Annotated in this window: 21 protein-coding genes and 1 pseudogene; 12 read left to right on the forward strand and 10 right to left on the reverse strand. The window is 42.0% G+C overall.

Annotated features, from left to right (window positions below):
• The first annotated feature begins 321 nt into the window (after positions 1-321).
• Together F9Y84_RS20625 and F9Y84_RS20630 are read left to right on the forward strand one after the other, a co-directional pair.
• Positions 322-1,197: a hypothetical protein gene (locus tag F9Y84_RS20625; RefSeq protein WP_147390392.1), complete on the forward strand. Its 876-nt coding sequence runs from the start codon at positions 322-324 to the stop codon at positions 1,195-1,197.
• A 171-nt stretch (positions 1,198-1,368) separates the two neighbouring features.
• Positions 1,369-1,848 carry a hypothetical protein gene (locus F9Y84_RS20630; RefSeq protein WP_147390393.1) on the forward strand — a complete coding sequence of 160 codons (480 nt, stop codon included), beginning with the start codon at positions 1,369-1,371 and terminating at the stop codon, positions 1,846-1,848.
• 90 nt (positions 1,849-1,938) lie between these two features.
• Here F9Y84_RS20630 and F9Y84_RS20635 read toward each other — a convergent pair whose 3' ends face one another.
• From F9Y84_RS20635 to F9Y84_RS20645, 3 genes are all read right to left on the reverse strand, one after another.
• Positions 1,939-3,147: a porin gene (locus tag F9Y84_RS20635; RefSeq protein WP_147390394.1), complete on the reverse strand. Its 1,209-nt coding sequence runs from the start codon at positions 3,145-3,147 to the stop codon at positions 1,939-1,941.
• A gap of 360 nt (positions 3,148-3,507) precedes the next feature.
• The gene (locus F9Y84_RS20640) at positions 3,508-4,239 is read right to left on the reverse strand and encodes a substrate-binding periplasmic protein (protein WP_147390395.1); all 732 of its coding nucleotides are present in this window, start codon (positions 4,237-4,239) and stop codon (positions 3,508-3,510) included.
• Between the two features lie 694 nt (positions 4,240-4,933).
• Positions 4,934-6,967: a S9 family peptidase gene (locus F9Y84_RS20645; RefSeq protein WP_147390396.1), complete on the reverse strand. Its 2,034-nt coding sequence runs from the start codon at positions 6,965-6,967 to the stop codon at positions 4,934-4,936.
• A gap of 428 nt (positions 6,968-7,395) precedes the next feature.
• On the opposite strand from F9Y84_RS20645, the gene F9Y84_RS20650 reads away from it, so the two are divergent.
• Positions 7,396-7,743 (forward strand): helix-turn-helix transcriptional regulator, encoded by a 348-nt coding sequence (locus F9Y84_RS20650; protein WP_147390397.1) that lies wholly within the window; start codon positions 7,396-7,398, stop codon positions 7,741-7,743.
• 205 nt (positions 7,744-7,948) lie between these two features.
• Here F9Y84_RS20650 and F9Y84_RS20655 read toward each other — a convergent pair whose 3' ends face one another.
• Positions 7,949-8,989 (reverse strand): methionine synthase, encoded by a 1,041-nt coding sequence (locus F9Y84_RS20655; RefSeq protein WP_147390398.1) that lies wholly within the window; start codon positions 8,987-8,989, stop codon positions 7,949-7,951.
• 127 nt (positions 8,990-9,116) lie between these two features.
• Complete coding sequence (locus F9Y84_RS20660; RefSeq protein WP_128730666.1) at positions 9,117-10,094, reverse strand: DUF1852 domain-containing protein; 978 nt, start codon at positions 10,092-10,094, stop codon at positions 9,117-9,119.
• Positions 10,095-10,529: 435 nt separating this feature from the next.
• On the opposite strand from F9Y84_RS20660, the gene F9Y84_RS20665 reads away from it, so the two are divergent.
• Positions 10,530-11,342 carry a sulfite exporter TauE/SafE family protein gene (locus tag F9Y84_RS20665; RefSeq protein ID WP_147390399.1) on the forward strand — a complete coding sequence of 271 codons (813 nt, stop codon included), beginning with the start codon at positions 10,530-10,532 and terminating at the stop codon, positions 11,340-11,342.
• 234 nt (positions 11,343-11,576) lie between these two features.
• On the opposite strand, the pseudogene F9Y84_RS20670 reads toward F9Y84_RS20665, so the two are convergent.
• Positions 11,577-11,891, reverse strand: a pseudogene (locus tag F9Y84_RS20670) (linear amide C-N hydrolase); the annotation flags it as partial.
• Between the two features lie 11 nt (positions 11,892-11,902).
• Here F9Y84_RS20670 and F9Y84_RS20675 point away from each other — a divergent pair.
• Positions 11,903-12,802 carry an amidohydrolase gene (locus tag F9Y84_RS20675; RefSeq protein ID WP_244297315.1) on the forward strand — a complete coding sequence of 300 codons (900 nt, stop codon included), beginning with the start codon at positions 11,903-11,905 and terminating at the stop codon, positions 12,800-12,802.
• A gap of 262 nt (positions 12,803-13,064) precedes the next feature.
• Positions 13,065-13,463: a nucleotide triphosphate diphosphatase NUDT15 gene (locus F9Y84_RS20680; RefSeq protein ID WP_147390401.1), complete on the forward strand. Its 399-nt coding sequence runs from the start codon at positions 13,065-13,067 to the stop codon at positions 13,461-13,463.
• Positions 13,464-13,507: 44 nt separating this feature from the next.
• Here F9Y84_RS20680 and F9Y84_RS20685 read toward each other — a convergent pair whose 3' ends face one another.
• The 3 genes from F9Y84_RS20685 to F9Y84_RS20695 are packed head-to-tail and all read right to left on the reverse strand — an operon-like array spanning position 13,508 to position 16,288.
• Positions 13,508-14,314 carry a heme ABC transporter ATP-binding protein gene (locus tag F9Y84_RS20685; protein WP_147390402.1) on the reverse strand — a complete coding sequence of 269 codons (807 nt, stop codon included), beginning with the start codon at positions 14,312-14,314 and terminating at the stop codon, positions 13,508-13,510.
• Between the two features lies 1 nt (position 14,315).
• On the reverse strand, positions 14,316-15,371 hold the full coding sequence (locus F9Y84_RS20690; protein ID WP_147390403.1) for a FecCD family ABC transporter permease: 1,056 nt from the start codon (positions 15,369-15,371) through the stop codon (positions 14,316-14,318).
• On the reverse strand, positions 15,371-16,288 hold the full coding sequence (locus F9Y84_RS20695; RefSeq protein WP_147390404.1) for a heme/hemin ABC transporter substrate-binding protein: 918 nt from the start codon (positions 16,286-16,288) through the stop codon (positions 15,371-15,373). Before F9Y84_RS20695 ends, F9Y84_RS20690 begins: the two co-directional genes overlap by 1 nt.
• 62 nt (positions 16,289-16,350) lie before the next feature.
• On the opposite strand from F9Y84_RS20695, the gene F9Y84_RS20700 reads away from it, so the two are divergent.
• From F9Y84_RS20700 to F9Y84_RS20720, 5 genes are all read left to right on the forward strand, one after another.
• The gene (locus tag F9Y84_RS20700; RefSeq protein WP_147390405.1) at positions 16,351-17,091 is read left to right on the forward strand and encodes an energy transducer TonB; all 741 of its coding nucleotides are present in this window, start codon (positions 16,351-16,353) and stop codon (positions 17,089-17,091) included.
• Between the two features lie 15 nt (positions 17,092-17,106).
• A complete protein-coding gene (locus tag F9Y84_RS20705; RefSeq protein ID WP_147390406.1) occupies positions 17,107-17,610 on the forward strand; it encodes a MotA/TolQ/ExbB proton channel family protein in 504 nt (167 codons plus the stop codon).
• The gene (locus tag F9Y84_RS20710; RefSeq protein WP_147390407.1) at positions 17,603-18,010 is read left to right on the forward strand and encodes a biopolymer transporter ExbD; all 408 of its coding nucleotides are present in this window, start codon (positions 17,603-17,605) and stop codon (positions 18,008-18,010) included. Before F9Y84_RS20705 ends, F9Y84_RS20710 begins: the two co-directional genes overlap by 8 nt.
• A 150-nt stretch (positions 18,011-18,160) precedes the next feature.
• Entirely contained in the window at positions 18,161-20,269 is a 2,109-nt protein-coding gene (locus tag F9Y84_RS20715) for a TonB-dependent receptor domain-containing protein (protein ID WP_147390408.1), read from the forward strand.
• Between the two features lie 9 nt (positions 20,270-20,278).
• Positions 20,279-21,346 carry a hemin-degrading factor gene (locus F9Y84_RS20720; protein WP_147390409.1) on the forward strand — a complete coding sequence of 356 codons (1,068 nt, stop codon included), beginning with the start codon at positions 20,279-20,281 and terminating at the stop codon, positions 21,344-21,346.
• A 134-nt stretch (positions 21,347-21,480) separates the two neighbouring features.
• Here the strand turns inward: F9Y84_RS20720 and F9Y84_RS20725 are convergent, their stop codons facing one another.
• Positions 21,481-21,870 carry a RidA family protein gene (locus tag F9Y84_RS20725; RefSeq protein WP_147390410.1) on the reverse strand — a complete coding sequence of 130 codons (390 nt, stop codon included), beginning with the start codon at positions 21,868-21,870 and terminating at the stop codon, positions 21,481-21,483.
• A 732-nt stretch (positions 21,871-22,602) separates the two neighbouring features.
• Here F9Y84_RS20725 and F9Y84_RS20730 point away from each other — a divergent pair.
• Entirely contained in the window at positions 22,603-23,367 is a 765-nt protein-coding gene (locus F9Y84_RS20730; RefSeq protein ID WP_167508283.1) for a substrate-binding periplasmic protein, read from the forward strand.
• Positions 23,368-23,644 lie beyond the last annotated feature (277 nt).

Genomic DNA, 23,644 nt, shown 5'->3' on the forward strand with positions numbered 1-23,644 from the left:
GGCATTAAATGCCAGACCGAGAAAGTGTTTAGGGTATAAACAGCCTGCTGTTGTATTCAATAAATTACGCAAAGTACGTAAAGCAGCTTAATTTAGCGAGTGGTGCACTTCGGAGTTGAATTCGCGATAACTTTTTATTTGTTGATGATTAATTACGATGTCTATATTGAAAATCACAATTTGTGTTTGATGTGTAACAGCGTTTGCAATACGTACCTTTTATGATAATAATAAGTTAAGAAAGTGATTTATTTGCTTCTTTGTAGGTGCTGCGGTGTTAAATGTAGCGCATGTGATAATAAACAATAATAATAAGACGCTATGAAAGAAAAAGTGCTATTTTTTATATGTGGTCTGGTGGTGGGTTATGTCGCACTATCCATGTCAGGAACTCAATTTGGCCATAACCCCGCTGAAACCGCTACTCATTCTGAAATGAATAACGACAGTACTAATAGTCAGTTAGACCAGTTGTTAAATGAAAATGCAAATTTAAAAGCCCAAATTAATACGCTAAAAAGTCAGGTTCACACTTTGTTAAAAAGTGATGCTCTGGATGTTGGTATTTCTTCAAGTACTGCGACTGTGCAACATATCAATGATAAAGAAGAAGCTAGTGCGGCTAATCCATTCGACAATTCACAACAGCAAAATCAAACAAATCAAAAAGATATTTTTAATGCAATAGCGAACCATAGTGTATTACCAGTGTCTCGCAACCTCTCACATCAACTAGCGCTTGATGAGTCGGTAAGCACTCAGCTTGAGCAACTGTTGCAAGAAAAAGCGCAAAAAGATTACCTTGCATGGCAAGGAGCAAGCGAGGGTGAACAGCTACCCAAAGCACAAGTTAATGCGCAGTTAACTGAAAATGCTCACGAATATACTGAAGCACTTCAAGAGCTACTTTCTGAAGAACAGCTAAATAAATATATCGAGTTTGAGCACCAACAAGCAAAGATTGCTATGGAACAAAGGCAACGTACGCTCCAGCAAACTTTGGGCAGTGTAGAGCTTGATGACTTTCAGAAACAAGAGGTTACTAGGTTGTCAAAAGAGCTTTATTCGTTAGGTGAAATTGGAGTTGGTAACGTTGGTAGTCCATATGGTACGAACTACATTTCAATTAACTATGAAAAACTAAACGAATTAAAAGATCTGTTTACCGAAGAGCAACGTGCAAAACTGGGGATGTAATGCAATATGCTTGATAAATTATATGTTCGATTAAGTTAAAACTATTTTAAATGTATACCTCTCTACCCTATTTTAGGCTGGTTGATTTTATCTTTTTAAATTTGATCAACTTAAAACATTAAGTCAGAAATTATATCTGATTATATAAAATAAAAACAATTAAGGAAAAATATGAAATCAATATACACAATCACAGCCGCTGCGATGACTATAATCGCAGGTTCTGCTGAAGCTTACCGCGATGAGTGCCCAACAGGTGGATACTGGGAAGAGGTAGTAAGAAATGTTCGTGTATGTGACACAAGGCAAGAAACCTATACTGTGACACATAAAACATGTAACTATAATGGGGTTCTGCATCTTGGTCACTTATGGGAGCAACCTAATAGCTATTTGTCACCAACAAAATTTGTCTGGGACACACAGCATGCAATATCAACTTGTCCTGCTACTAACTATAAGACTGAGTCAGTGACCTATTGGTATAACAATTCATGGGGTGGTCAGTCTATGGGGCAGGCAAATTATACCGGTTGGTTGAACTTATTGTCAGAAAGTTCATACACAACGGAACATACACGTACGGTTGAAACAAACTGTCGTACCGAGCAGCGCACAACTCGCGTATTCCGTTGTGGCTTTGAGCCGTAGTTACATGAGCTAATTCGGTAGATAGTGGGTAGAGGCTTTAAATTAAACCCCTACCCACATTTGTTTGATGAACAAAAATCTCAGGTGAAATTACAAACTGTAATGAAAGCCAATGGCAATACCATCGTCTTCGGTTTGCGACATTTGCGCTTCTTGCGCTGCATTTGTACTTGAGAAGTCACTAAAATCTTTACGTGCTTCTATGTATAAAATGGTGTCCTCACTCATTAGATAGTGCATACCAAGTACCGCAAATTGACGCTTAAACACATCGTTTGGATCAGCATTAAAATTAGGTTGAATGACGTAGTCATCACCGGCATCAAACACGTTGTATGCAATAAAAGCACGGATGTCATTGTCAAAACGATAACTAATTAACGACTCCACTCCAACCGCATCTTTGATTAAACGTCCTAAATTGTCAGTATCGTGATTTTCATTCTTGTTGATATTTGCCGCACCGTACCAGCCGGGTTGAGAAAAGTTACCGTAGGTGATCCCAACGCCATAAATTAAATCTTCAACTGACTGGTTTCTGCCACCGGCATAGACAATATCAAATTCGCCTCGGTTAATACCCGCTGTGAGCATTAAATTCTCAGTTGCCGAGTAAGTGAGAGCTGCTCCATAGGTCGAGTTAAACTCTACCTTTTGTGCTGCATTATTACCCTGGTTAAACAAAGCTTCACATTCGTTAAGTGAAATATCCACGACGTCACAGGTATAAAAGTCATCAGACTTTAATTGCGCTTGAACAGCGAAACTGAATTTACCATAGCTGTTACGGTATTGTAGTACTTTATCACCACGGCCAGTACCATTTATAGCACCATCATCTTTGTTGTATGTATAAACACCAGCTGCATTGCCATCCCACACTAAGCTATAGTTTGTGCTATAGACTACGTCGTACCAAGCACCCCATTGTTTACCCAAAGTGATTTGACCATAATCTTCATGCTTAACGCCCACATAGCCTAACCTATTGTATAAGAACTCGTCTTGTATAGATTCAAAACGGTTGTTATAAACAATATCACTACTTCCTACAGGATTAACTCCCCATTCCAGAAGCGCAAAAGCTTGCCAGTTATTTTTTAACTGGCGTTTGAAATCAAAGTTAATGCGTGATGCGCCATTTACCAGTTCACTTTCGCCTTGTGTATGAATAATCCTAGCATCGATAAAGCCACCGACAGTGACGCTGTTTTGCTCATCTTTATATAGCTCGATAGCAGATACGGTTGGAATTGTAGTCAAGCTCGCGATAAGCATCGCCGCACGTGTTCTTTTCATAGATTACCTTGTTAAATTTTGTAACTGGATAGGTGCAAATAGGCTAAAACGCGTAGCTTATCAAAGGCAAAATATAGTGAAAAGTGGAAAAATATAATTAAAATAATTTGGTTTGAGGAAAAATTATTCCTTTTTGCTTTATTGTTCCCAATTATCAATTAGTTAATGCAAAATGTCTGGGCTGGTCGGATATGTGGTTATTCTATACTTTTACTTTAAATTTGACCCTAGATGGCGAAAGAAGATTCATTATTCACTTATTTTTGTGCTCAAGCGAAACAGCAAAAATGGGTATGCTTGTGGAATTGGCAGACCTTTTGAGGGGAGTTCCATGAACCAATGACCTAGGTCATGCTCAGACTAATTAGCTAACTTTTTGAGTTTATTTGTAATTAAGTCTACAAGCTCTGGTGACATATGTTTATTTGCTGCAAGATAGAAGTCGCTACTGAGTTCATCTAATTCCAACAAGAATTGAAAATCACTGCTTTTGCACCCTATTTGTGAGCACATATAATCTAAATGAATGGGTGAGGCTGCAATGATATCCACTCGACCTCTCAGTAACATTTTAACCGTTGTGATTGTATCTGGTAGAAGTATCGCTTTACTGAGAACGTCTTTCTTCGATAAATAGTGAAATACCACATCATCACGCTTTACGCCTGTTTTATAATTAATGAGCCCTTCTAGGTCATTTAGCTTTATGTTGTCTCTTTTTTTCAGAGCAATGAGATAAGTCTTAGTACTAACTAGTACACCAAGCCAATGAAATAACTCCTCTCTTGCTGGGGTACGCACCATAGAAAAAATGAGAGTTCCAGGCTCGGTCAAGGCTGTTTTATATGCCCTAGCCCAAGGCATTGCTCGTGTATGAGAGTCGCTTCCCAACTCGCGTAGAAGCTTTCTGACTTTTTCTGCCACTAACCCTTGCACTTCTCCCTCTTTTACAATCTGATATGGGGGCAGCGGCTCTGTAACAACTTGAATTTGGTCGACACGATTAACAGCAGTTGCATTGCAAGAAAAAGTTGACCCGAACCAAAGAGAAAATATCGTGAAGATGTAGTACTGTGCTCGTCTTTTATTCATTTGCTCAACTTAATCCAATTTATACCAGCATGTTAGGGGGAGAGGTCTTTAACGGTGCTCTCTCGAGAACATTTAGGCCCCAGCACTTAAATTCCTATTGCCGAAAAACAGTACGTAGAGAGTCTGTCTAATGTTTTAAGCCTTGGAGAGCATAAATTAGCGCGTTTGAATATTGCACTTGAGACTTGCGTGTCAGCACAAAAAATATTCGTACCCATGAGGCTAAGTTGCCAGCGATATTGTGACGCTAAAACCAAGCCGCCATCTTTCAGTTATGTTATAAAAGGCTTATCGACTTCCTACTTAAAACATTATTTGTGAAGCAATTATTTCTTATTGCTAGGCTTTGTCTTTTCAACGATTACGATCGAGGTGTAAACACTAAATCAAATATATACCATAGGGGCTCTTATGCCCAGTTGAAGCTATTGGTAAAATTCAGTTTAGGGTTTAATCCTACTTTGTCTTAAATAGTTGAACTATTTGAGGGAGTATTGAGGCGTTTGTAACGTTAAAGGTTTCTTATTTACTACAACTAAATAGCAACACTTTTGCTTTGCTTATGTCGACTGGCATTCTTGCCTCATCGTGGAACAGCTAATTAAGTAAATTGAAATAACCACCAAAAGCTGAACTGGCCAGCGATTGGTGGTAATGCCTGTTTGCTTCAATACTTGTGTAAACCTCAGGTCACTTACTTTTTGTATTTTTCAAACCAAGCTAAGGTGTGTTCAATCTTACTGATCATCCGAGAAGGACGACCGGCTATTCCATGCGGTGCCCCTGGAATTTTCACCATGACAGAGTCGACTTTACGTAGCTTAAGTGCTTGATAGAATTGCTCAGTTTCAGCCATTGGTGTACGTAAATCTTCTTCACCAGTCATTAGCATAGTAGGGGTGGTTACATTGCCAACGAGCGAAAGTGGTGAGCGTTGCCAATAATGGTCTACATGTTCCCACGGCATACCCGGAAATTGCGTGGGGATCTGGCCCAGGCCACTGTCAGCACTAAGCACTTTACTGAGCCAGTTGATCACAGGTTTGACTACAACTGCTGCGTTAAAGCGGTTAGTTAGACCTATCGCGTACGCTGTTGCGATACCGCCAGCAGAGCCACCAGCAATAAACAGGTTGTCTTTGTCAATAAAGCCTTTTGCAATCATGGCATCAACGCCAGAGTTATGATCGGCAAAATCTTCTTTTGAGCTGTATTTGTATTTTAGCAGCATAGCAAAACGCTCGCCGTAAGAGCTACTGCCTCTGTGGTTGTCGTAAAATACGACATACCCTTGTGCAGCGTAACGCTGTAATTCTGCGGAAAAATGAGGGCCATAAGCTAAATGCGGACCACCGTGGATCTCTAGCAGCAAAGGGTATTGCTTTTGCGGGTCAAAATTGGGAGGCGTGATGTACCAGCCTTGAATTTGTTCTCCATCGAATGATGATTTATAAGTGATTTCATGCACTTTACCAAGGGTTGTGTGTGCCAGCAGATCCTTATTTAAATTTGTTAACCGTGTTACTTTACCCTTTCTTGTGGTGACGGCAACATCCGCAGGACGCTCACTGGAACCTTGCGTAAATGCAATATTACCACTGAAATTCGCACTAAATTCACCACTCAAATACGGGCGACCCAGCGTTGTACCAGACACTGTATCTGTGATGTCGCTAATTTTACCTTTCGTGTTGATGCTCGCGAGCTTTCGCTTGCCATGGTCATCATAACTAAAAACAAGCCTGTCTCTGCTGATCCATCTTGGAGCTTGTATTGAGCGGTCAAAGTCCTTCGCAATCATATTGGAGGTTTTGTCCCCCCAATTCATGATGTTAAGCTTACTATTACGGTAAGGGTTTAACTCGTTTGATGTACTGAGATAAGCCAACTGTTTACCATTTTTGGAAAAGCTAGGGGCATATTCACGACCAGGATCCGAGGTAAGCTGCGTGATGTTACGCTTAAAATCAACTTCGAATAGGTCACCTTCTAGACGCTTATATTCCCAGTCTGCGATGCGGTTTGCCGAAAACACAATTGCTTTAGAGTCTGCTCGCCAAGCCAGCTTTCCACCGTGATGATAGCTTCCTGAGGTTAGTTGACGCGGTGTACCGCCTTCGCTTGGAAGTACAAAAATATGGCGATACCCAGGTTTTATTAAACCTTTACCGTCAGCTTGATAATAAGCTTTATCAATGACAATAGCTGGATCTGACCACTTTGCACCTTTTGGCTTTTCTGGCATTTTAGCAATGACAGCAGGTTTTTCTGCAACTTTTTGGCTAAAAGCTAGCCACTTTCCGTCAGGTGACCAAGTTAACCCACTTATTCCCGATTGCAGTTGCGTTAGCAGTGCTGTGCGGTTTTGTGCAACGTAATGGACATGGATTTGAGTGCTGCCAGATAGGTTGCTGACAAACGCTAATTTAGTACCGTCAGGCGACCAGCTAGGCTGGCTATAATTATGTTCATCGGAAAATAGCGGTGACTGAGCGCCTGATTTGGTGTCCACTAGCCATAAGTTTTGGCGCTTAGCGTCTTTCATCACGTCGTTGCTGTTACGCACGTATACCACTTTTGTTCCGTCAGGTGATATTTGTGGGTCGCTGGCATATTCCAGTTCAAAAATGTCTTTAGCCTGTAATCCTACTTCAGTCTGCGCGACTGTTGGTAATGCAGCGCTAGCCAGTAAAGTGCAAATAAGCGTCTGTTTTAATCCAAAAGGCATATCGCCACCTGTAATTTAGTTTTTATAAAGAATATATAGTTATGCAGCTAAAACCTTATGTCACTCAATACTCGATAGAATGAAATAAAAACTCGACGTGTTAACGGTAATAGCAATGGTAGTGACTAAATCTTGAGGAGTAATTTAAGCGAGCTGCTGCGCTATCAATTCATGTGGCTGTGAGAGACTAGGCTCTGTATAACAATTAAGCTGCTGTAAAAACGAACTTACGAGGTAAACAGACTGAAGAAGAAATAAACAAATTTATTGTTCTAAACATGACTGTCCAACCGTTCGTTTTACTATGATCTCTGTGTTAGTCTGCTATTGGCATAATGATGACGTAAAGCTGTCGCATAAATGACATCACTAACACAAGGATTTCTCCCGATAATAGTTAATATCGCTTTGTACCGGAGAAAGTAATTATGGATATGAAATTAGATAATGCAAAAATAAAACAACTGAGAGAGTCCAAAGCTTGGAGCCAAGCACATTTAGCTGCCGTGAGTGGAATTAGCTTAAGAACAATTCAGCGAATAGAAAAGACAGGCAGTGCTTCTCCTGAGTCGGTTAAATCTCTATGTGCGACCTTCGGTATCCAAATTAAAGAAATAGCCATTGCTGACAACCATCAAGTTGAGCGTCCAAGCTGTCATGTAAAAGCTGGTCATGAGAAGCAACCTAATAAGGTAACTACCAAAGTGATGAATAAAAAAGCCATGATGGCTTCATTTGTGCTCGCATTTGCGATCGCGTTTCTACTGACTGCCTAGCGTTTACCAGCCAAAGTGGCGGTAAGGGTGAGCTAACAATCTTTGCTTTATGTGGTGTAGCGCTATTGTAAGTATGTTGGTTCACACGGAGAATGAGCACAGATAGTTGTTCTGTAGTGGTATAAGTTGCGCCACAATCATTCCTTGACGGCGGCACATAAGCTTGAATTTATCTTATCGTTGGCGCGATGATCAACGTTACATCTTAAGCTGACTTTTTCGCTAGCAATTCCTGGCGTACGAGTTCAGCCCCAGCGCTCAATGCTGCTAGCTTACCTCTTGCGACTTCCCGAGATAGCGGTGCCATGCCGCAGTTTGTACAAGGGTATAGTTTGTCAGCATCAACAAACTCAAGCGCTTTTCTCAGTGTGGCGGCAACTTCTTCTGGCGTTTCAATGGTGTTGGTTGCAACATCAATGGCACCAACCATTACTTTCTTCCCACGGATCAAGGCTAACAAATCGATGGGGACATGAGAGTTATGGCACTCCAATGAAATGATGTCGATATTAGATTTTTGTAGTTTTGGAAATGCTTCTTCGTACTGGCGCCACTCTGAGCCTAACGTCTTTTTCCAATCCGTATTGGCTTTGATCCCATAGCCATAGCAAATATGAACGGCAGTCTCACACTGCAATCCCTCTATTGCTCGCTCTAACGCTGCAATTCCCCAGTCGTTAACCTCGTCAAAAAACACATTGAATGCAGGCTCATCGAATTGAATAATATCAACCCCTGCGGCTTCAAGCTCTTTGGCTTCTTGGTTTAAAGTTTTGGCAAATTCCCATGCAAGCTTTTCACGACTTTGATAATGCGCATCGTACAAAGTATCTACCATTGTCATCGGCCCAGGTAATGCCCATTTTATAGGCTTATCGGTTTGACTACGTAACAGCTTTGCGTCTTCGACAAAAACTGGCTTTTGACGGGTTACGGGTCCTACCACCGTTGGGACACTAGCATCGTAGCGGTCACGAATCTTTACGGTTTGACGATGCTCAAAATCTACACCACTTAGATGCTCTATAAAGGTGGTCACAAAATGTTGGCGGGTTTGCTCGCCATCACTCACAATATCAATGCCTGCAAGCTGCTGTTCTTGCAAAGCAATACGTAACGCATCGTGCTTGCCGTCAATCAGTTCGTCACCGGCTAATTTCCAAGGCGACCATAGTGTTTCTGGTTGAGCAAGCCAAGCAGGCTTGGGTAGGCTCCCCGCTGTGGAGGTCGGTAGTAATGTTTTCATAGTCAATTTTTCCATTTTCTCGATGAGAATACCAATTATCTTAATTAAGTGACTTAGTTAGCTGTTATAAATAGGAATTTTCAAACGTAGTTAGCGTCAAATTTATTCAGTATTAAGACAACGGGTATTACACAGCGTAATTTGCTGACCACTGCTCAAGTAAGCTTTGGTAAGGTTTGATAAAATATTCCTGCGCAAAGCGACCCTGCTCAATTGCCAGTCGGCTGCGCTCTTCACGGTCATAGACAACTTGGGTAATAGAGTGATCTTGATTTTTTAGGTTTGGTTTATAGTGTTTCCCAGCCACCGCATTGGCGTTATAAATCTCAGGTCGATAGATTTTCTGGAACGTTTCCATGGTACTGATGGTACTGATCAGCTCAAGGTTTGTGTAATCATTTAATAAATCGCCAAAGAAGTAAAAAGCAAATGGGGCAACACTATTTGGTGGCATGAAGTAGCGTACTTGTAGGCCCATCTTTTTAAAGTATTGCTCTGTTAAGGAAGATTCATTTGGGTGATATTCATAGCCAAGTACTGGATGCTGATTTTCTGTACGGTGGTATGTTTTGTTATCAGACACACTCAAGCAAATTACAGGTGGCTTATTAAAATGTGTTTTGTAGCTGTCAGAGTCGACAAAATATTTAAAGAGCTTGCCATGAAGGTCGCCAAAATTATCAGGTATGCTGAACTGAGGGCGATCTTTGTTGTGGTCAAGTAGTAATACACTGAAGTCATAATCGCGCACATAAGAAGAAAAGTTATTGCCGACAATACCTTCAACTCGTTGGTTCGTTTTGTGGTCAATAATATAAGTCTTAAGCACCTCAATCGACGGGAAGGTTTCACCACTGCCCGCAACGTCAATATCAACAGACACAATCTCTAGCTCCACAGAGTAACGGTCGCCAGTTGGATTATCCCACTGTGCAAGTGCGTTAAAGCGGCTATCAATCATTTTTAACGCGTTACGTAAATTTTGCTTACGGCTCTCACCTCTTGCTAAGTTGGCAAAATTAGTCGTGAGTCGTGTGCTGTTAGACGGGTGATAGTTCTCATCTAGGCAAATTTTTTTGATGGTAAAAGTAAACTCGTTATTCATAATCGCTATCCATTGTTTATACGGGCTTGCTCGACGAATAACCTTGACAGCACCTGGTTAAAATACAGAGCGTTGCACGAGGTACTGAGACGGTGCCGAGCGTTGAGTGATGTAAAATTTATACGTGGATCAGAGCATGAAGAAAAACGGTTTTATTTCACATAAAACATGAGTCTGATTCATAAGCATGCCCAATTGATGCAATTTTTCCCAAGCGTTACTCATAAATTTGAGCGATTTCACATAAAATCCAATGGGATGTCTGGGTGTTTAGGTGTCTAAGCGTCTGAGTTGCAATTAACTCATGTAAAACATGAGTAATCTTCAATACTTATCTTCAGTAAAATCACCAATAACAGTGCATCATATTGATATACTCGCCGCACTTAGGGAACAAACCTGAGTGTTACGGTTTAACTAAAAGAGATAAATGGAATGAGTGAGTTACTGTTATTGTTTGTATTTTGCGCTCTGTTAGGAAGTGGAGTGGGATTTTTAGCTGGATTGTTGGGGATTGGTGGCGGATTAGTCATCGTCCCAATATTAAGTGGTATTTTATTGTATTTTGAAGTGCTACCCGCAGAGCAAGTGGTTGTAGCTGCCGTTGCCACTTCGCTGGCTTCTATTCTTTTTACATCGACCTCATCTGCAATTGCGCATCATAAAAATGGTAATGTGCCATGGGGAGTTGCGCCTTGGATAATGGCTGGTGTTGCATTAGGTGCACTGATCAGCGGGTTTTTGGCCGCATTACTACCAGAAAGCGCAGTACGGGCTGTATTTGCGCTGAGCGTGGCACTTATTGCGTTCAAGATGCTGCAAAGTAGTAAAAACACAAAAGTGCCTGATAGACAGCTTCCAAACAAAGCAATCCTCACCTTACTTACAAGTATCACAGGTGGCTTATCGGCCATGATAGGAATTGGTGGGGGAGCACTGTTGGTACCATTACTCACATATTTTTCTCTTGATATGAAAAAAGCCATTGGCTGCGCCTCGGCGTGTGGCATTGTTATCGCGCTTTTTGGATCTATTGGCTACATTAGCGCGGGAAGTGCCAACTTCACTTTTGCGGATGGCTTTGCTGGGTTTGTGTATTTACCCGCATTGGCAGGCATTGTATGCACCTCTTGGTTTACTGCACCGCTTGGCGCAAAAGCGACTCATCACCTTCCTGTTACGACCATTAAAAAAGTGTTTGCAGTTTTGCTATTGGTCATGGCTTTTAATATGGCACTCAATTATTAGAGCCCGTTGATCTTTTAAGTTTGTTTTTTGCAGCAATTTAATTGGTATTTATACAAGGTGGAGCCTGCGTAGCATAGATGACTCTATGTGACTCAGGCGATAAAGGCGTTGTGCACCTATAAAATCACCAAACCCCACATCCTGTGGGGCGACACAGTAGAAGTGCCAATCAAGCACTGTTTACCGATGGGGTGTCCCACTTCAAAATAGATCACTACATTTTACTGACGTGTTCTATTTTTTAAATGGATCAACTGCTGCTTCAAAATGCTTATTGAGTTTGCCATTACGGCTACTATTAACAAAATTACCCGTAGGAGCTTGATGTATTAACGTAAAGGCGCTCACGGGTGTTTCAAACTTAAAGTTCGCTAAGTTAACCCAAGCAATATGTGGTGTTCGAGCATTACAAAAGTAATATATCTGGCTTCTATGCGCAGCAATGCTTGTCCATAATGTGTTGGATATATTTGGGCTAGCACTACTTATAAAGTTATAGCCATAGGGTACCGAAGCATTCGCAGCAACCGTTCTTGCTTGCGCGACGGCATCATGCTCGTGTGTATTGGCAGCGCGGTCAGCTTGATACGTGGCAGCAGTTACAAGCTGATGGTGCGTTACAAGTACGAGTCAGTCTAGGGCTTTGGGCTTATCCACAGGCGAATGATGAGCGTCAAATACGAGCACTTAAGTCAATGTATAACGTCACACCAGACAGCATGCTGAAAATAGATCAGATTAAATTTTATATGGATGGTATTTTGATTAATACCACCGCGGCTATGAAAGCGCCATATCATATTGATTTGTTAGCGCGGAGTGAAAATCGTGGCTTGAATTATTTTACACAAGCGCGATTAGAAAAGTATTTAAAGGCGTTAGAGCCGAGCGGCTTCGATTTTAATATTCATGCCATTGGTGATAGAGGAGTACATGAGGCACTAAACGCAATCAGTACAGCATCTAATGGTAAAGCTCGACATCGTCTTACTCATGTTGAGGTTATTGACCCCAGTGACTACAAAAAGTTTGCTGAGTTAGGTGTGATAGCTGATGCGCAAGTAGCAGGTGAATTTGCACAGCCCTCGCACTGGCAGGAAATGCAGCCTCTACTGGGGCGAAAGCGCGCTGGCAGCCTAGTCCCTATCAAGGGCTTACTCGATCATGGTGCAATGCTGACACTCAGCAGTGACTGGAATGTCAGTACATTGAACCCATTTGTTGGGATTGCGAATGCGATAAGTCGTCAACCTGAAGCTATTTCTTTAGCACAAGCTATTGCGGCATATACGATTAACGCGGCATACGCGATGCGCCAAGATGATATAGTGGGTAGCTTAGAAGCCGGAAAGCAAGCTGACTTTATTATATTGCAAAATAACTTGTTCGAGTTGACTGCAGAAGAAATCAAAGCAACGAAAGTCGAGCAAACTTGGGTCAATGGTAAGCGCCGAAACTAGCAAGATTTATGCTGTCGCATGTAATGCCATTTTAACCAAGCTAAGCCTTATTTTTGGGATAAAATACTCGTTTTCACAAGCGTTAGGGAGAAATAAGAACGTAGATGTGAATTAGCACAGTGCCAATGTCGTGTTGTTATCGTCAGGTTTGCGTTTCAAAAATAACGTATGGACTGTGTGGTAATAGTATAGAATGTCACAGTTGAGGTTAACTGGCCTTAACATTGAGCAAGTATTAAGCGAATTGGCATAAGGAAAAGAAATGGAGCAAGCAGTACGCGTTGGAGTTGGTGTAATCATCATGTATAAAGATAAAATCTTACTTGGTGAGCGCATAGGCGCACATGGTGCCAATACATGGGCTACCCCTGGTGGGCATTTGGAGTATGGGGAAACCATTGAAACATGTGCCAAAAGAGAAGTGCTTGAAGAAACAGGCTTGAACGTAGTTACCGTAGAAAAACTCGGCTTTACCAATGACTTTTTTGCGCAAGAGCAAAAGCATTATGTGACTTTGTTTGTGAAAGCGACGTGTGATGATCACCATGCACAGGTAAAAGAGCCAGATAAATGTAAGCATTGGCGGTGGTTTGCATTGGATGCGTTGCCGCAGCCTCTGTTTTTACCTTTGACTCATTTTTTAGCCCAGCACAAGCTATAAACATGAGGAGCAGGCCGGTGTTGACCAGCCTGCTCAAATGCTCATTACAGTGCGGTATTGAGGTCAAACTCCCTAGAAACACCTAGCGTCGGCAAAAATGTCTCGGATTGAGTTAATTGTGCTTCGATCCCATAGGTTTTGCGAAGCTGCGCTTTATTCAACACGTGTGCAGGTGCTCCCGATGCAACAAGTTTTCCTTTTTCTAGCAGATATACGGTATCGGCAAAACTGGCTGCAAGTGCCAGATCATGGACTACAGCTATTACACCTGCGCCTTGTTTTGCAATGCTTTGTGCTAGCTTCATGACTTGATATTGGTGGTATAAATCCAGACTGGCTGTCGGTTCATCAATCATCAAATAGCATGGTTTTTTTGCGTCTAAATTTGGCAGTAGCTGGCAAAGTACCCGGGCAAATTGTACCCGCTGCTTTTCTCCCCCTGAAAGTCGAGTAAAGCTGCGCTGTGCTAAGTGCTCAACAGATAAAATTTGCATCGCTTTTTTAGAGTAGCGGCGCAATGAATCCACAGTATGACTCTCTTGATGGACATAGTGAGCCATATCTACAATTTCTTGTACACTAAATGGAAACTCACAATCATACTGCTGTGTAAGCACTGCTCGCAGATGTGAAAGTGACAAGCTGTCTATGTCGTGCAACCTTTGCTGGTGGTAGGTGATAGTGCCTTCGCTCAAGGTTATATCGCCACATAGCGCTTTTAGCAGGGTTGACTTTCCTGCGCCATTTGGGCCGAGGACAACTGCAACTTCACCGGGGCGAATAGCAAAGTCGATACCACTGAGCAGTGATTTTTTCCCTACTTGTACACTAACTTTGTTGGCAATTAACATTTTACAGCTCCTTCAAACGATATGTTTTAACCAGCATAATGAGAAAAAATGGGCCACCCAGTGCACTGGTAATAAGGCCTATTGGTAATTCAGAGGGAAGAATGAGAGTACGCGCAAGCAAATCGGCTAAACATAATAAGATGGCACCACCAAGCATTGAAGCGGGCAATAAATATCGATGATCAGGGCCGATTAACAAGCGTACTATATGTGGCACGATAAAGCCGACAAAGCCAATTATACCAGTTAGCGCCACTGCGGCACCTGTACACAAAGCGGTAAAGGCGAACACTTTCTTTTTTAGACTAACGACATCTACTCCCAAATGCTTGGCTTGTTGCTCACCTAATAAGTACAAGTTGAGAGGCTGCGCTAAACGGCTGAAGCCAAAACAACATGCCAGCATCAAACACAGCGAAGGAATGATCATCTGAAAGCTGTTTCCAGCAAGCGACCCCATGCTCCAAAAGGTGAGATCACGTAACTGCTGATCTGAGCTAATTAAGGTTAAAATACCTATTACAGCGCCGACAATCGCATTAACGGCTATTCCCGCTAACAAGAGGCTAACAATCGTAAAGCGATTGCCTTGACTAGATAACCGGTAGATGATGCTACACACACAAAGGCAGCCTAAAAAGGCACCAATTGGCACGGCATAAATTCCGTAGTAAGCGGTAAAGTCACTAAGTAATGAGCTTCCAAGCACGATAGTACTAATTGCACCAAGTGCGGCACCACTTGAAATGCCGATTAAACCCGGATCGGCAAGAGGGTTTCTGAAAATAGCCTGCATTGCAGCGCCACAAGCACCAAGCCCTGCTCCAACAATAACAGCAAGTACGAGCCTTGGCATACGGATCTGCCAGATCACCGCTTGTTCTAGGGTATCTTCATGACTCGAAAAAAGAATAGCGATTAGGCGCTCATAGCTGATGTCTACTCCACCTACTGTCAAGCCAATGACACTAACCAAAACACAGCCAACAGTAAGTCCTGCAATCATCCATTTTCTAGCGACATCTGCGGGGATCAAAGATTGCTCTAGTGCTAGCATTATAGTGACTCATTTACTGGTGCTGACTGAGCAGCTCGGAATCGGTAATCATTTGGCAAAGTGGTGTTAGGGTGGAGTAATGTTGCCAGCTCGACCACAGCTTGAGGTGTACGTGGACCCATACCAAGTAAGTATGTTCCATCGATTAATAAAACTCGGTTGCTTTTTACTGCATTTGAGAACTTAAAGTGAGGCACTTGGCTTAAATCCGTTGCTTTTTGATCGCCATGACGCCCCATACTAATAATCACATCAGGGTTCATCGCGATAGCTGACTCAGTTGCTAACGGCTTCCAACCCTCAAAATGTGTGGCTGCAACATTGATCCCTCCTGCTGCGGTGATCACCTCATGTGCTGAGTTTCCCGCTCCAGCAACAATTGGCTGACCACTGCGAAGACTTAATACAAATAACACTTTTGGTTTGTGGTCGACTTGCTCAAGCACGTGTATCAGTGCTTTTCTATCAGCTTGAATATAGTCAATAAGCGCTTGGCCTTTTTGTTCAACAGCTAGCAGCTGTGCAACTTTGGCTATTTTTGCCTCCACACCTGAGAGATTGTCATTCTCACTAAAAATGTGTGTCTGTAATCCAGTATCTTGGAGTTGTTGTAACACTTTGTCTGGGCCTGTATCGGCTTCGCCAAGGAGGAGATCTGGATTAAGTGACAAAATTCCCTCGACATTAATTTTTCTTACATAACCTATTTGTGGTTTTTGGGTGGCAACAGCTGGGAATACACTTGTGCTATCTACACCTACAATGCGCTTTTGCTCGCCAAGCGCATAGATAATCTCAGTGATAGAGCCGCCAGAAACGACAATCTTTTGGTCACTTTCATCAGCAAAGACTGGCTGCAGCAATGTGGCACAGGTAAGTAATCCAAAGGTCAATAGTGCTGTAATTTTAGCTTTCATTACAAATCCAAACTTGTTATATTTATTGCGAATAGTAACAGTTATCATTTGCTTTTATCAATATGAAATTTATTCTCTGTATTGCAGTGTCCATATTTTTACATGGTTTGTGGTGGATATCGCCAGCTAGTGTGGAGCCGCAGTGGAGCGCAGGTGCCAGCGCCCATGAGGTAAGTAAAGTAACTGCACCTTTAGTGCTTTCGTTTTCTTCTCCAACACCAGTAACAGCGTCTAAGGCTGTGTCTCAGCCAGTATCATCTCAGTTTAAGGGCGTTACTCATGCACTAAAAAAAAGCCAAGACAGTAAGGCTGAAATAAAACCAGAAACGGCGGCGGTACCGCAAGTGCAGGAAGAACCAGTCAAAACTACAGCACCAGAAGAAATACAAGTTGCTAATAAAACAGAACAGATTGAACCCGTAAAACCTGTGGCAGCTCCTATGGACGCGCCCAAGCAAACGACCCAACAACTTGCGACAGCCCAGCGACCGAGCGAAATCAGTAACAATGACAATACCCCAGTTCGACTCAGTAAGTTGCCGTTATTTAAAGCGCCAAGGCCCACTTTGAGTTATCCGCTTAGGGCAAAGCGTCGCGGTCTTGAAGGTGTTAGTATTTTTGAGATTGAACTGAATCAAGAAGGAAGGATCACCAATTTAACGTTAATCAAAAGCAGTGGATACCAAAGTTTAGACACCGCTGCTCGGCAAAATGTCGAGCAGTGGCAGTTTCATCCAGTTATTCATAACGGTAGTGCGGTAAAGGCCTTATTTACCGTACCCATTAAATTTTCTCTATCTTAAAGTGAGTATAAAACAATGCAGTCGTGGTTTTCTCAACTTGGGCCGATGCAATGGCCGTTTCTTTGTTTATCAATTATTGCGTTTGCAATCATCATTGAGCGCTGCTGGGTGCTCTGCCAGGCATGGAAAAAGGTGCGTAATATTAAGCAAAATAAACAGACTTTCAGGGATCAACAACGTGCCGCATTATGCTTGCAAGAGTATGTGTTTGAATGGCGAAAGCGCTTAGCGATGTTAAGTATTATTGGCACTTTGAGCCCGCTGATGGGATTGTTTGGTACCGTATGGGGATTAGTATTGATGTTTAAAACAATAGCTAAAACCCAGCAAGCGGTAACACCTGCACTCTTGGCTGACGGACTGTGGGAAGCCATGTACTCGACAATGGCTGGATTGGCTATCGCAATGCCATGTTTACTCGTTTATGGGGTATTGCAAGCTGTAGTAGATCGGTTTCAAAGTGAATTAACACTGTGTATGAACGCCCAACTTTTGTCGACGGGTGAAGCACATGCTTGAATTACCAGCTCCGAAAGCCCAGCATCTTGGCGCCGATCTAACTGCGTTGCTAGATGTGTTATTTATCGTACTTGTGTTCTTACTACTCAGTGTGGCGGTGAAATTAAATGTACTTGAGGTGAACTTACCCAGTGTCGGCGAACAAGCTGAAGTTGAATTGAAGCAAACCCCCAAGGTTGTGAGCCTATTGCTTAGCAATGATGAGGTGAGTTACGCCATTGATGAACAACCCTTTAGCGCTGAGCATACTTTAGTGCAAGCGCTCGCGCATCTAGATAGTTCCGAAACTATTTTTATTGCGGTAGATAAACATGTACCGAGTGAAGCCTTGGTGTCGTTATTTGCAAAACTAAGCGAATTAAATATCCAAGTTGCAAATCTAATTGTTAAAGGCGAATAAAAATAATTACTATTTAGGTTTGCGTGTGTTATATTGCGCCGCGAAAATCATACTTCACTGAGGAAAGCCTGTATTTATTCTATGGGCATTAGGGACAAACAGGGGCAGAGCTGAAGTATGAATACCAATAACGACACTTGGAGTATTCTTATGCGTTTATCTAAATTAACTCTTTTCATCGCGCTTGCAACTTCTGCCACCTGGGTGCAAGCAGCTTCTTCTGCTACTCAATCATCCGAAGTAATAAAAACCGATCTTGATGCAGTTACGGTAACTGCCACTCGTACACAAAAAACAGCTTTACAGTCTGCGCAGGCAGTGAATGTTATTTCTTCAGAGCAGATTGAGCGTAAGCTGGACAGTAATGTGTTTGATACCCTAGACACCATTGCAAACGTTTCAGCGAATGGTGGGCCAAGATCGACGGGTCATAAATTTAATATCCGTGGTTTTAGTGATGCAGAGGATGTAATGGTTACCATCGATGGTATGTTGCAGACTTTTGAAAAGTATCGCATGGGAAGCTTATTTACAGATCCTGATCTCTATCGCTCCATTAGCATTAAGCGCGGTACTAGTACAGTACTGCATGGTGGCGGAGCGCTTGGTGGTGTTGTGCAATTTGAGTTAAAAGATGCAGCTGACTTTTTGCAAGATGGCGAATCTGCGGGAGCCAAAGTAAAACTAGGCTATGACAGCAATAATGAACAAAAAAATGGTTCAGTTGTAGCTTTCGCAAGGCCCAATGACTCATTGGATATTCTTGGCGCAATAGTCAAGCGAGAGAGTGATGATTGGGAACTTTCCAATGATGAAACGCTAGAAAACTCTGCGATTGAAAATAGCTCTGTATTGCTCAAAGGGGAATACTTTCTTAGCGATGATGCGATTATAGGCGCAAGTTATACACAAACTAAAGATGACCAAAGAACTGAGTTCAATACCACAGATCCCGGCGCATGGGGCACAGTATATCGTGAAGTTGAACAGTCAGTTGCTAACCTCAGCTATGAATATAACCCCGCTAACAATACCTTAATTGATTTGAGTGCCAAAGTTGGTTTCACCAGCAGTGAGGTTACCGAATCTGATGGGGTAGGGATGTTAAAAGACTATATCGGTATTGAGTCAAACTACGAATACAATATCACCACCTTAGATGTAATGAATACCAGTGTCTTAGGGTCACATACCGTAACTTACGGGGTGCAGTATACCGATAAAGAAAGAATTGGAGAAAAGACTGCATTACCCTGTCTAAAAATTAATTATGAGACGTATGCTTGTGAGCAATACGGCACTACTCCAACTACTGCTGAGATGACATCACAACCTGGAGGCACACAAAAACGCTCTGGTGTGTATATTCAGGATGAATTTAATTGGCAGCAACTTACCGTGATTGCAGGGCTTCGTTATGAGCGTTACAGCACCTCGCCAACTGCTAAATTTCAACAAGCTTTTTCAACACTGGATACTAAATTGACACACAGCGACTGGGCAGGAGCGCTTAGCGTAAACTATCAATTGACGCCACAATGGGCTGTATTTGCAAACCGCCAAGAAGGTTTTCGAGCTCCTCTAATTGACGAGTTGTATGACCAATATGGAGGCAGGCAGCCAGGCTTAGAGTTGGACGTAGAATATAGTAACAACACTGAAGTGGGTGTGACTTATCAGGCAAATAACATACTTACAGACAACGACACATTAACCGCACGTTTTATTTACTTTGATATCTCGGTGGATGATGAGATCACATCAGTCACCAGTAACGTAATAAACCCTGTACCTGCGCCGCGTTATGCCAATAGGGCAAGCAACGACAGAGATGGTGTTGAGTTAGAAGTGAATTTTGCAACGCCACGTTTTTACAGCAACTTTACCTATAGTGATATTGATGGCGAAGATCAAAATAACGAACCACTTTGGTATTTACCAGCTGATAAAATCGCTCTGGATTTAGGTACATCACTGTTTGATAACTCACTACAGGTTGGCGCGCAAATAGTGCGACGTGGCTCGCGCGATGTACAAGTGATGGACAGAGCAACCCGGCAATATGCTACACAAGCCCAAAAGAGTTACACCCTGACTGACTTGTATGCAAGTTGGGACATTAATAGTGCTTTTAACCTAAGAGTAGCCATTGATAATGTCTTTAACAAAGAATACAAACTTATGGCTGGTACAGGTGGTGGCATTGGTGACTATGGCTTTGGCCGTAACATTAAAACCCAGATCAGCTGGCGCTTTTAAGGAGAGATCATGAACCAACTTATTCAAGACTATAAAACGTTACTTGTGGGTGAGCCAAGGCTTCGGCCAGTTGATGCTGCAATGCAATTGGGGGTGAGTGAGGCCGAACTGTTATATGCTCAGCTTGATGAACCGGTAACAGCGTCAATAACGCGCTTAGATGAGGCGCAGTTGCCTGAGATTCTCAAAAGCTTAAAAAAGTTAGGCAAGGTCATGGCATTGACCCGCAATGGCTCGGTAGTCAATGAGATCAAAGGAGTGTATGAAAAGCTATATGTCTCAGAGAATAACGGGAAATTAAGTGGCATTGCTATTAATCCCGGAGGCATTGACTTAAGGCTATTTTTATATCGCTGGCAAAGTGCCTTTTTAGTTGAAACTGAGCGCCACACAAGCTTCCAGTTTTTTGATAAGCATGGGTGTGCAGTACACAAAGTGTATACGACTGCGGATTCAGATTTTAATGAGCTAGTAAATATAAAAGCACGCTATCAATCGACATCATCGCGCCCATTGACCGTTGTACCTTTTGAGTCAGCAGAGGTTGAATTAACATCACCGAGCACATCGCAGCTAGACAACTTTAGAACGCAATGGGGTGAACTTGAAGATGTACACCACTTTCCAAAATTGCTAGCGTTGCATCAACTTGAGCGCTTACAAGCACTGGAATTGGTAGGCTCGCCGTGGAGTTTTGAGCTTCAGAATTTTGCACTTGAAGATATTTTTCAACAGGCAAAAACATTCAAGCAAGAGATCATGGTATTCGTAGGTAATCAAGGTGCGGTGCAGATTTTTTCTGGCAAAGTCGACAACCTCAAACAAGTTGGCTCTTGGTATAACGTGCTAGACCCTGATTTTAACCTGCACATAAAAGCTGATGAGCTAACACGTGCATTTGTGGTTAGAAAACCAACGGATAATGGGGACACTGTGGTGACTTCAATAGAGTTTTTCGATGCCAATCGTGAGACGGTATTAACATTGTTTGGTCGCAGAATTGAAGGCAAAAAACAAACCAACGAATGGCAAGCACTGTGTGAAAGGTTGATCCATAAAGGACAAGTAGCTGCATAATACTTGAGCGAGTAAGAGACTAGTGATATTGAAGAGGGCTCTATAAACGAGCCCTTTTACTGCAAAGGTAGAAAATGGACGCTTTAGCTATCCACGTTGCGTGTTGGTAGTTCTAGGTGGGAATGTTGGTTGTGTTACAGGGTCTCAGATACCACTGCATCAATTTCAGTTTCTACCAGCCACTCAGGATCAATGAAACCTTTAACCTCGACAAACGTACAAGCAGGACGCTGAGTCGAAAATAGCTCTCCATGGGCTTTAGCTGCTTGTTCCCACTCTTTGATATTAGTGAGCATTATCCTAGTGCGAATGACATCTTCAATGCTGCCACCAGCTTCTTCAATCGCTTTGAGCGAAACCTTCAAACAATATTTCGTTTGTTCATACACGTTTCCAATAAATACCGTTTTACCATTGGCTATCGGAGCGGTGCCAGCTACGGCTATGTTTCGACCTATACGACACGCGCGAGAGAACCCAATTGGTTCCTCTAGATGAGAACCAGAACTTACCAGCTTTCGCATATTCTTTCCTTAGCGCTATAACAGTAAATAAGCGTTAACTCTTGATTACCCACTTATCCATAATTGAAAAACAAAGCTTCAGCTAAATTTATTTTGTAGCTTTAACAACCTATCAGCGATAAATTATAATATCAATGAAGAAGTCACCAATCTAAGGAAACACACTCCACGCTCAATATAAGTACAAAGTGTAGTTAGAAAGCTGAAGGGAAGTCACAGGTCCCAAGGTTGTACAGATGAAGTTGCAGTGGGTGTCTGTGTTAGTCTTTATATTCCAACCCATTCCTATAAATTATCACGACTAGTCAAAATAACACTTATCTTCATGTATTTCATACAATTAACTCCGTAAATGTAAGATAACATCGGCCTCGATTCTGCTTAAAATTGAGCGCCCACAATCAGATTCAAGGTCAATTTCAACCCAACCATCCGAACCCATAAATTCAGCATGAGAGAAACTGATCGCTGCAGTCACTAGCATAAAACCTTTTAATCTGAATATCCCTATTGGGGTTTGAATTCTAGTGATTGTAAATTCCATCTACATTTCTCTGTGGCGATCTTGTAAAAGTAAGATAACAAAGAACTTTGGCAAGCTCTAACAATTAATTTTAGAGCTTATGTCATGAAGAACTCATACGCGAAGAAAAGTGCGCTACGTACAGTCAACTCAGTAAATGTATTTTATTAGTCTAAACTATGAGTAAGCAGCTGGTGGCAGGTGTACTTATGAGAATACGACTCATCTACCTTGTTTTTTTATTCACATTAACTTCAATACAAGCACAGCCAAAAATAACTAAGCTGACAGGTGGGCATAATGCGTGGCCACCCTATATCGAAGAAAACGGCAAGGGTCTTATCAATGATATTGTGTCGGCAGCCTTTCGAGCACAAGGAATTGAATTTGAAATAAAAACCGCACCATTTAGCCGGATTGTGATGATGGTTGAAGATAGACAAATAGATTTAGTCGTGGCGCTTTGGACAACCGAAGAAAGGCGTAAAAGCTTCTTATTTAGCGCGCCTTACTTTTACAATGAACTGGTACTAGTCAGTAAAAAGACCAACTCAATAGACTATCAGGGGCTTGAAAGCTTGCGTTATCGAAGTGTAGCGACTGTTCGAGGGTATGGTTATCACGTATTACTCGATAGTATTGATGAATTAGACATAATCGATGTACTTAATTTACATACTTGCTTGGAACTAGTGAATAAAGGAAGAGCTGAAGTTGCCATTGCAGATTATCTTGCGTTTGAATATGAACGCTCAAAAAAGCTTGAATACAATCAACTACAAGCGTATCACCCTGCGCTTATTTACTGGCCGCTTCATATAGGCGTGAGCATGTTGCACCCCAATGCCGACCAGATCATTAAGCGCTTCAACCTTGGTCTTGCCCAAATCCAAGGAAGTGGTGAATATAATAAGATTTTGTCCACGTACATAGAAGATAATCGATTTAAAGTGGCTCTGAGCACCGTCCCTTAACTTCCTTTATATAGTGTCCACAATAATATATATAAAAATATTTTGTTAGTTTTTACCTTGTTACCATCATAAATACCGGATTTGAGTTGTCATAGAGAGCGTTTTGAACAGTTAATAATCCAAGTTTTAAAAATAAGACGAATAAAACGCCCCCGAATTCAGATAATAAGTGCACCACTCATGGTTAATCGGTGAGGAGAGATCAACTGCCTGTTGGTGGTACTCTGTAATCGCCAAAAAACAAGAGTAGTTACCATGAGTTACAAGCAGTTGATCG

Source organism: Pseudoalteromonas peptidolytica (genome assembly GCF_012641745.1).
GTDB classification, from domain to species: domain Bacteria; phylum Pseudomonadota; class Gammaproteobacteria; order Enterobacterales; family Alteromonadaceae; genus Pseudoalteromonas; species Pseudoalteromonas peptidolytica.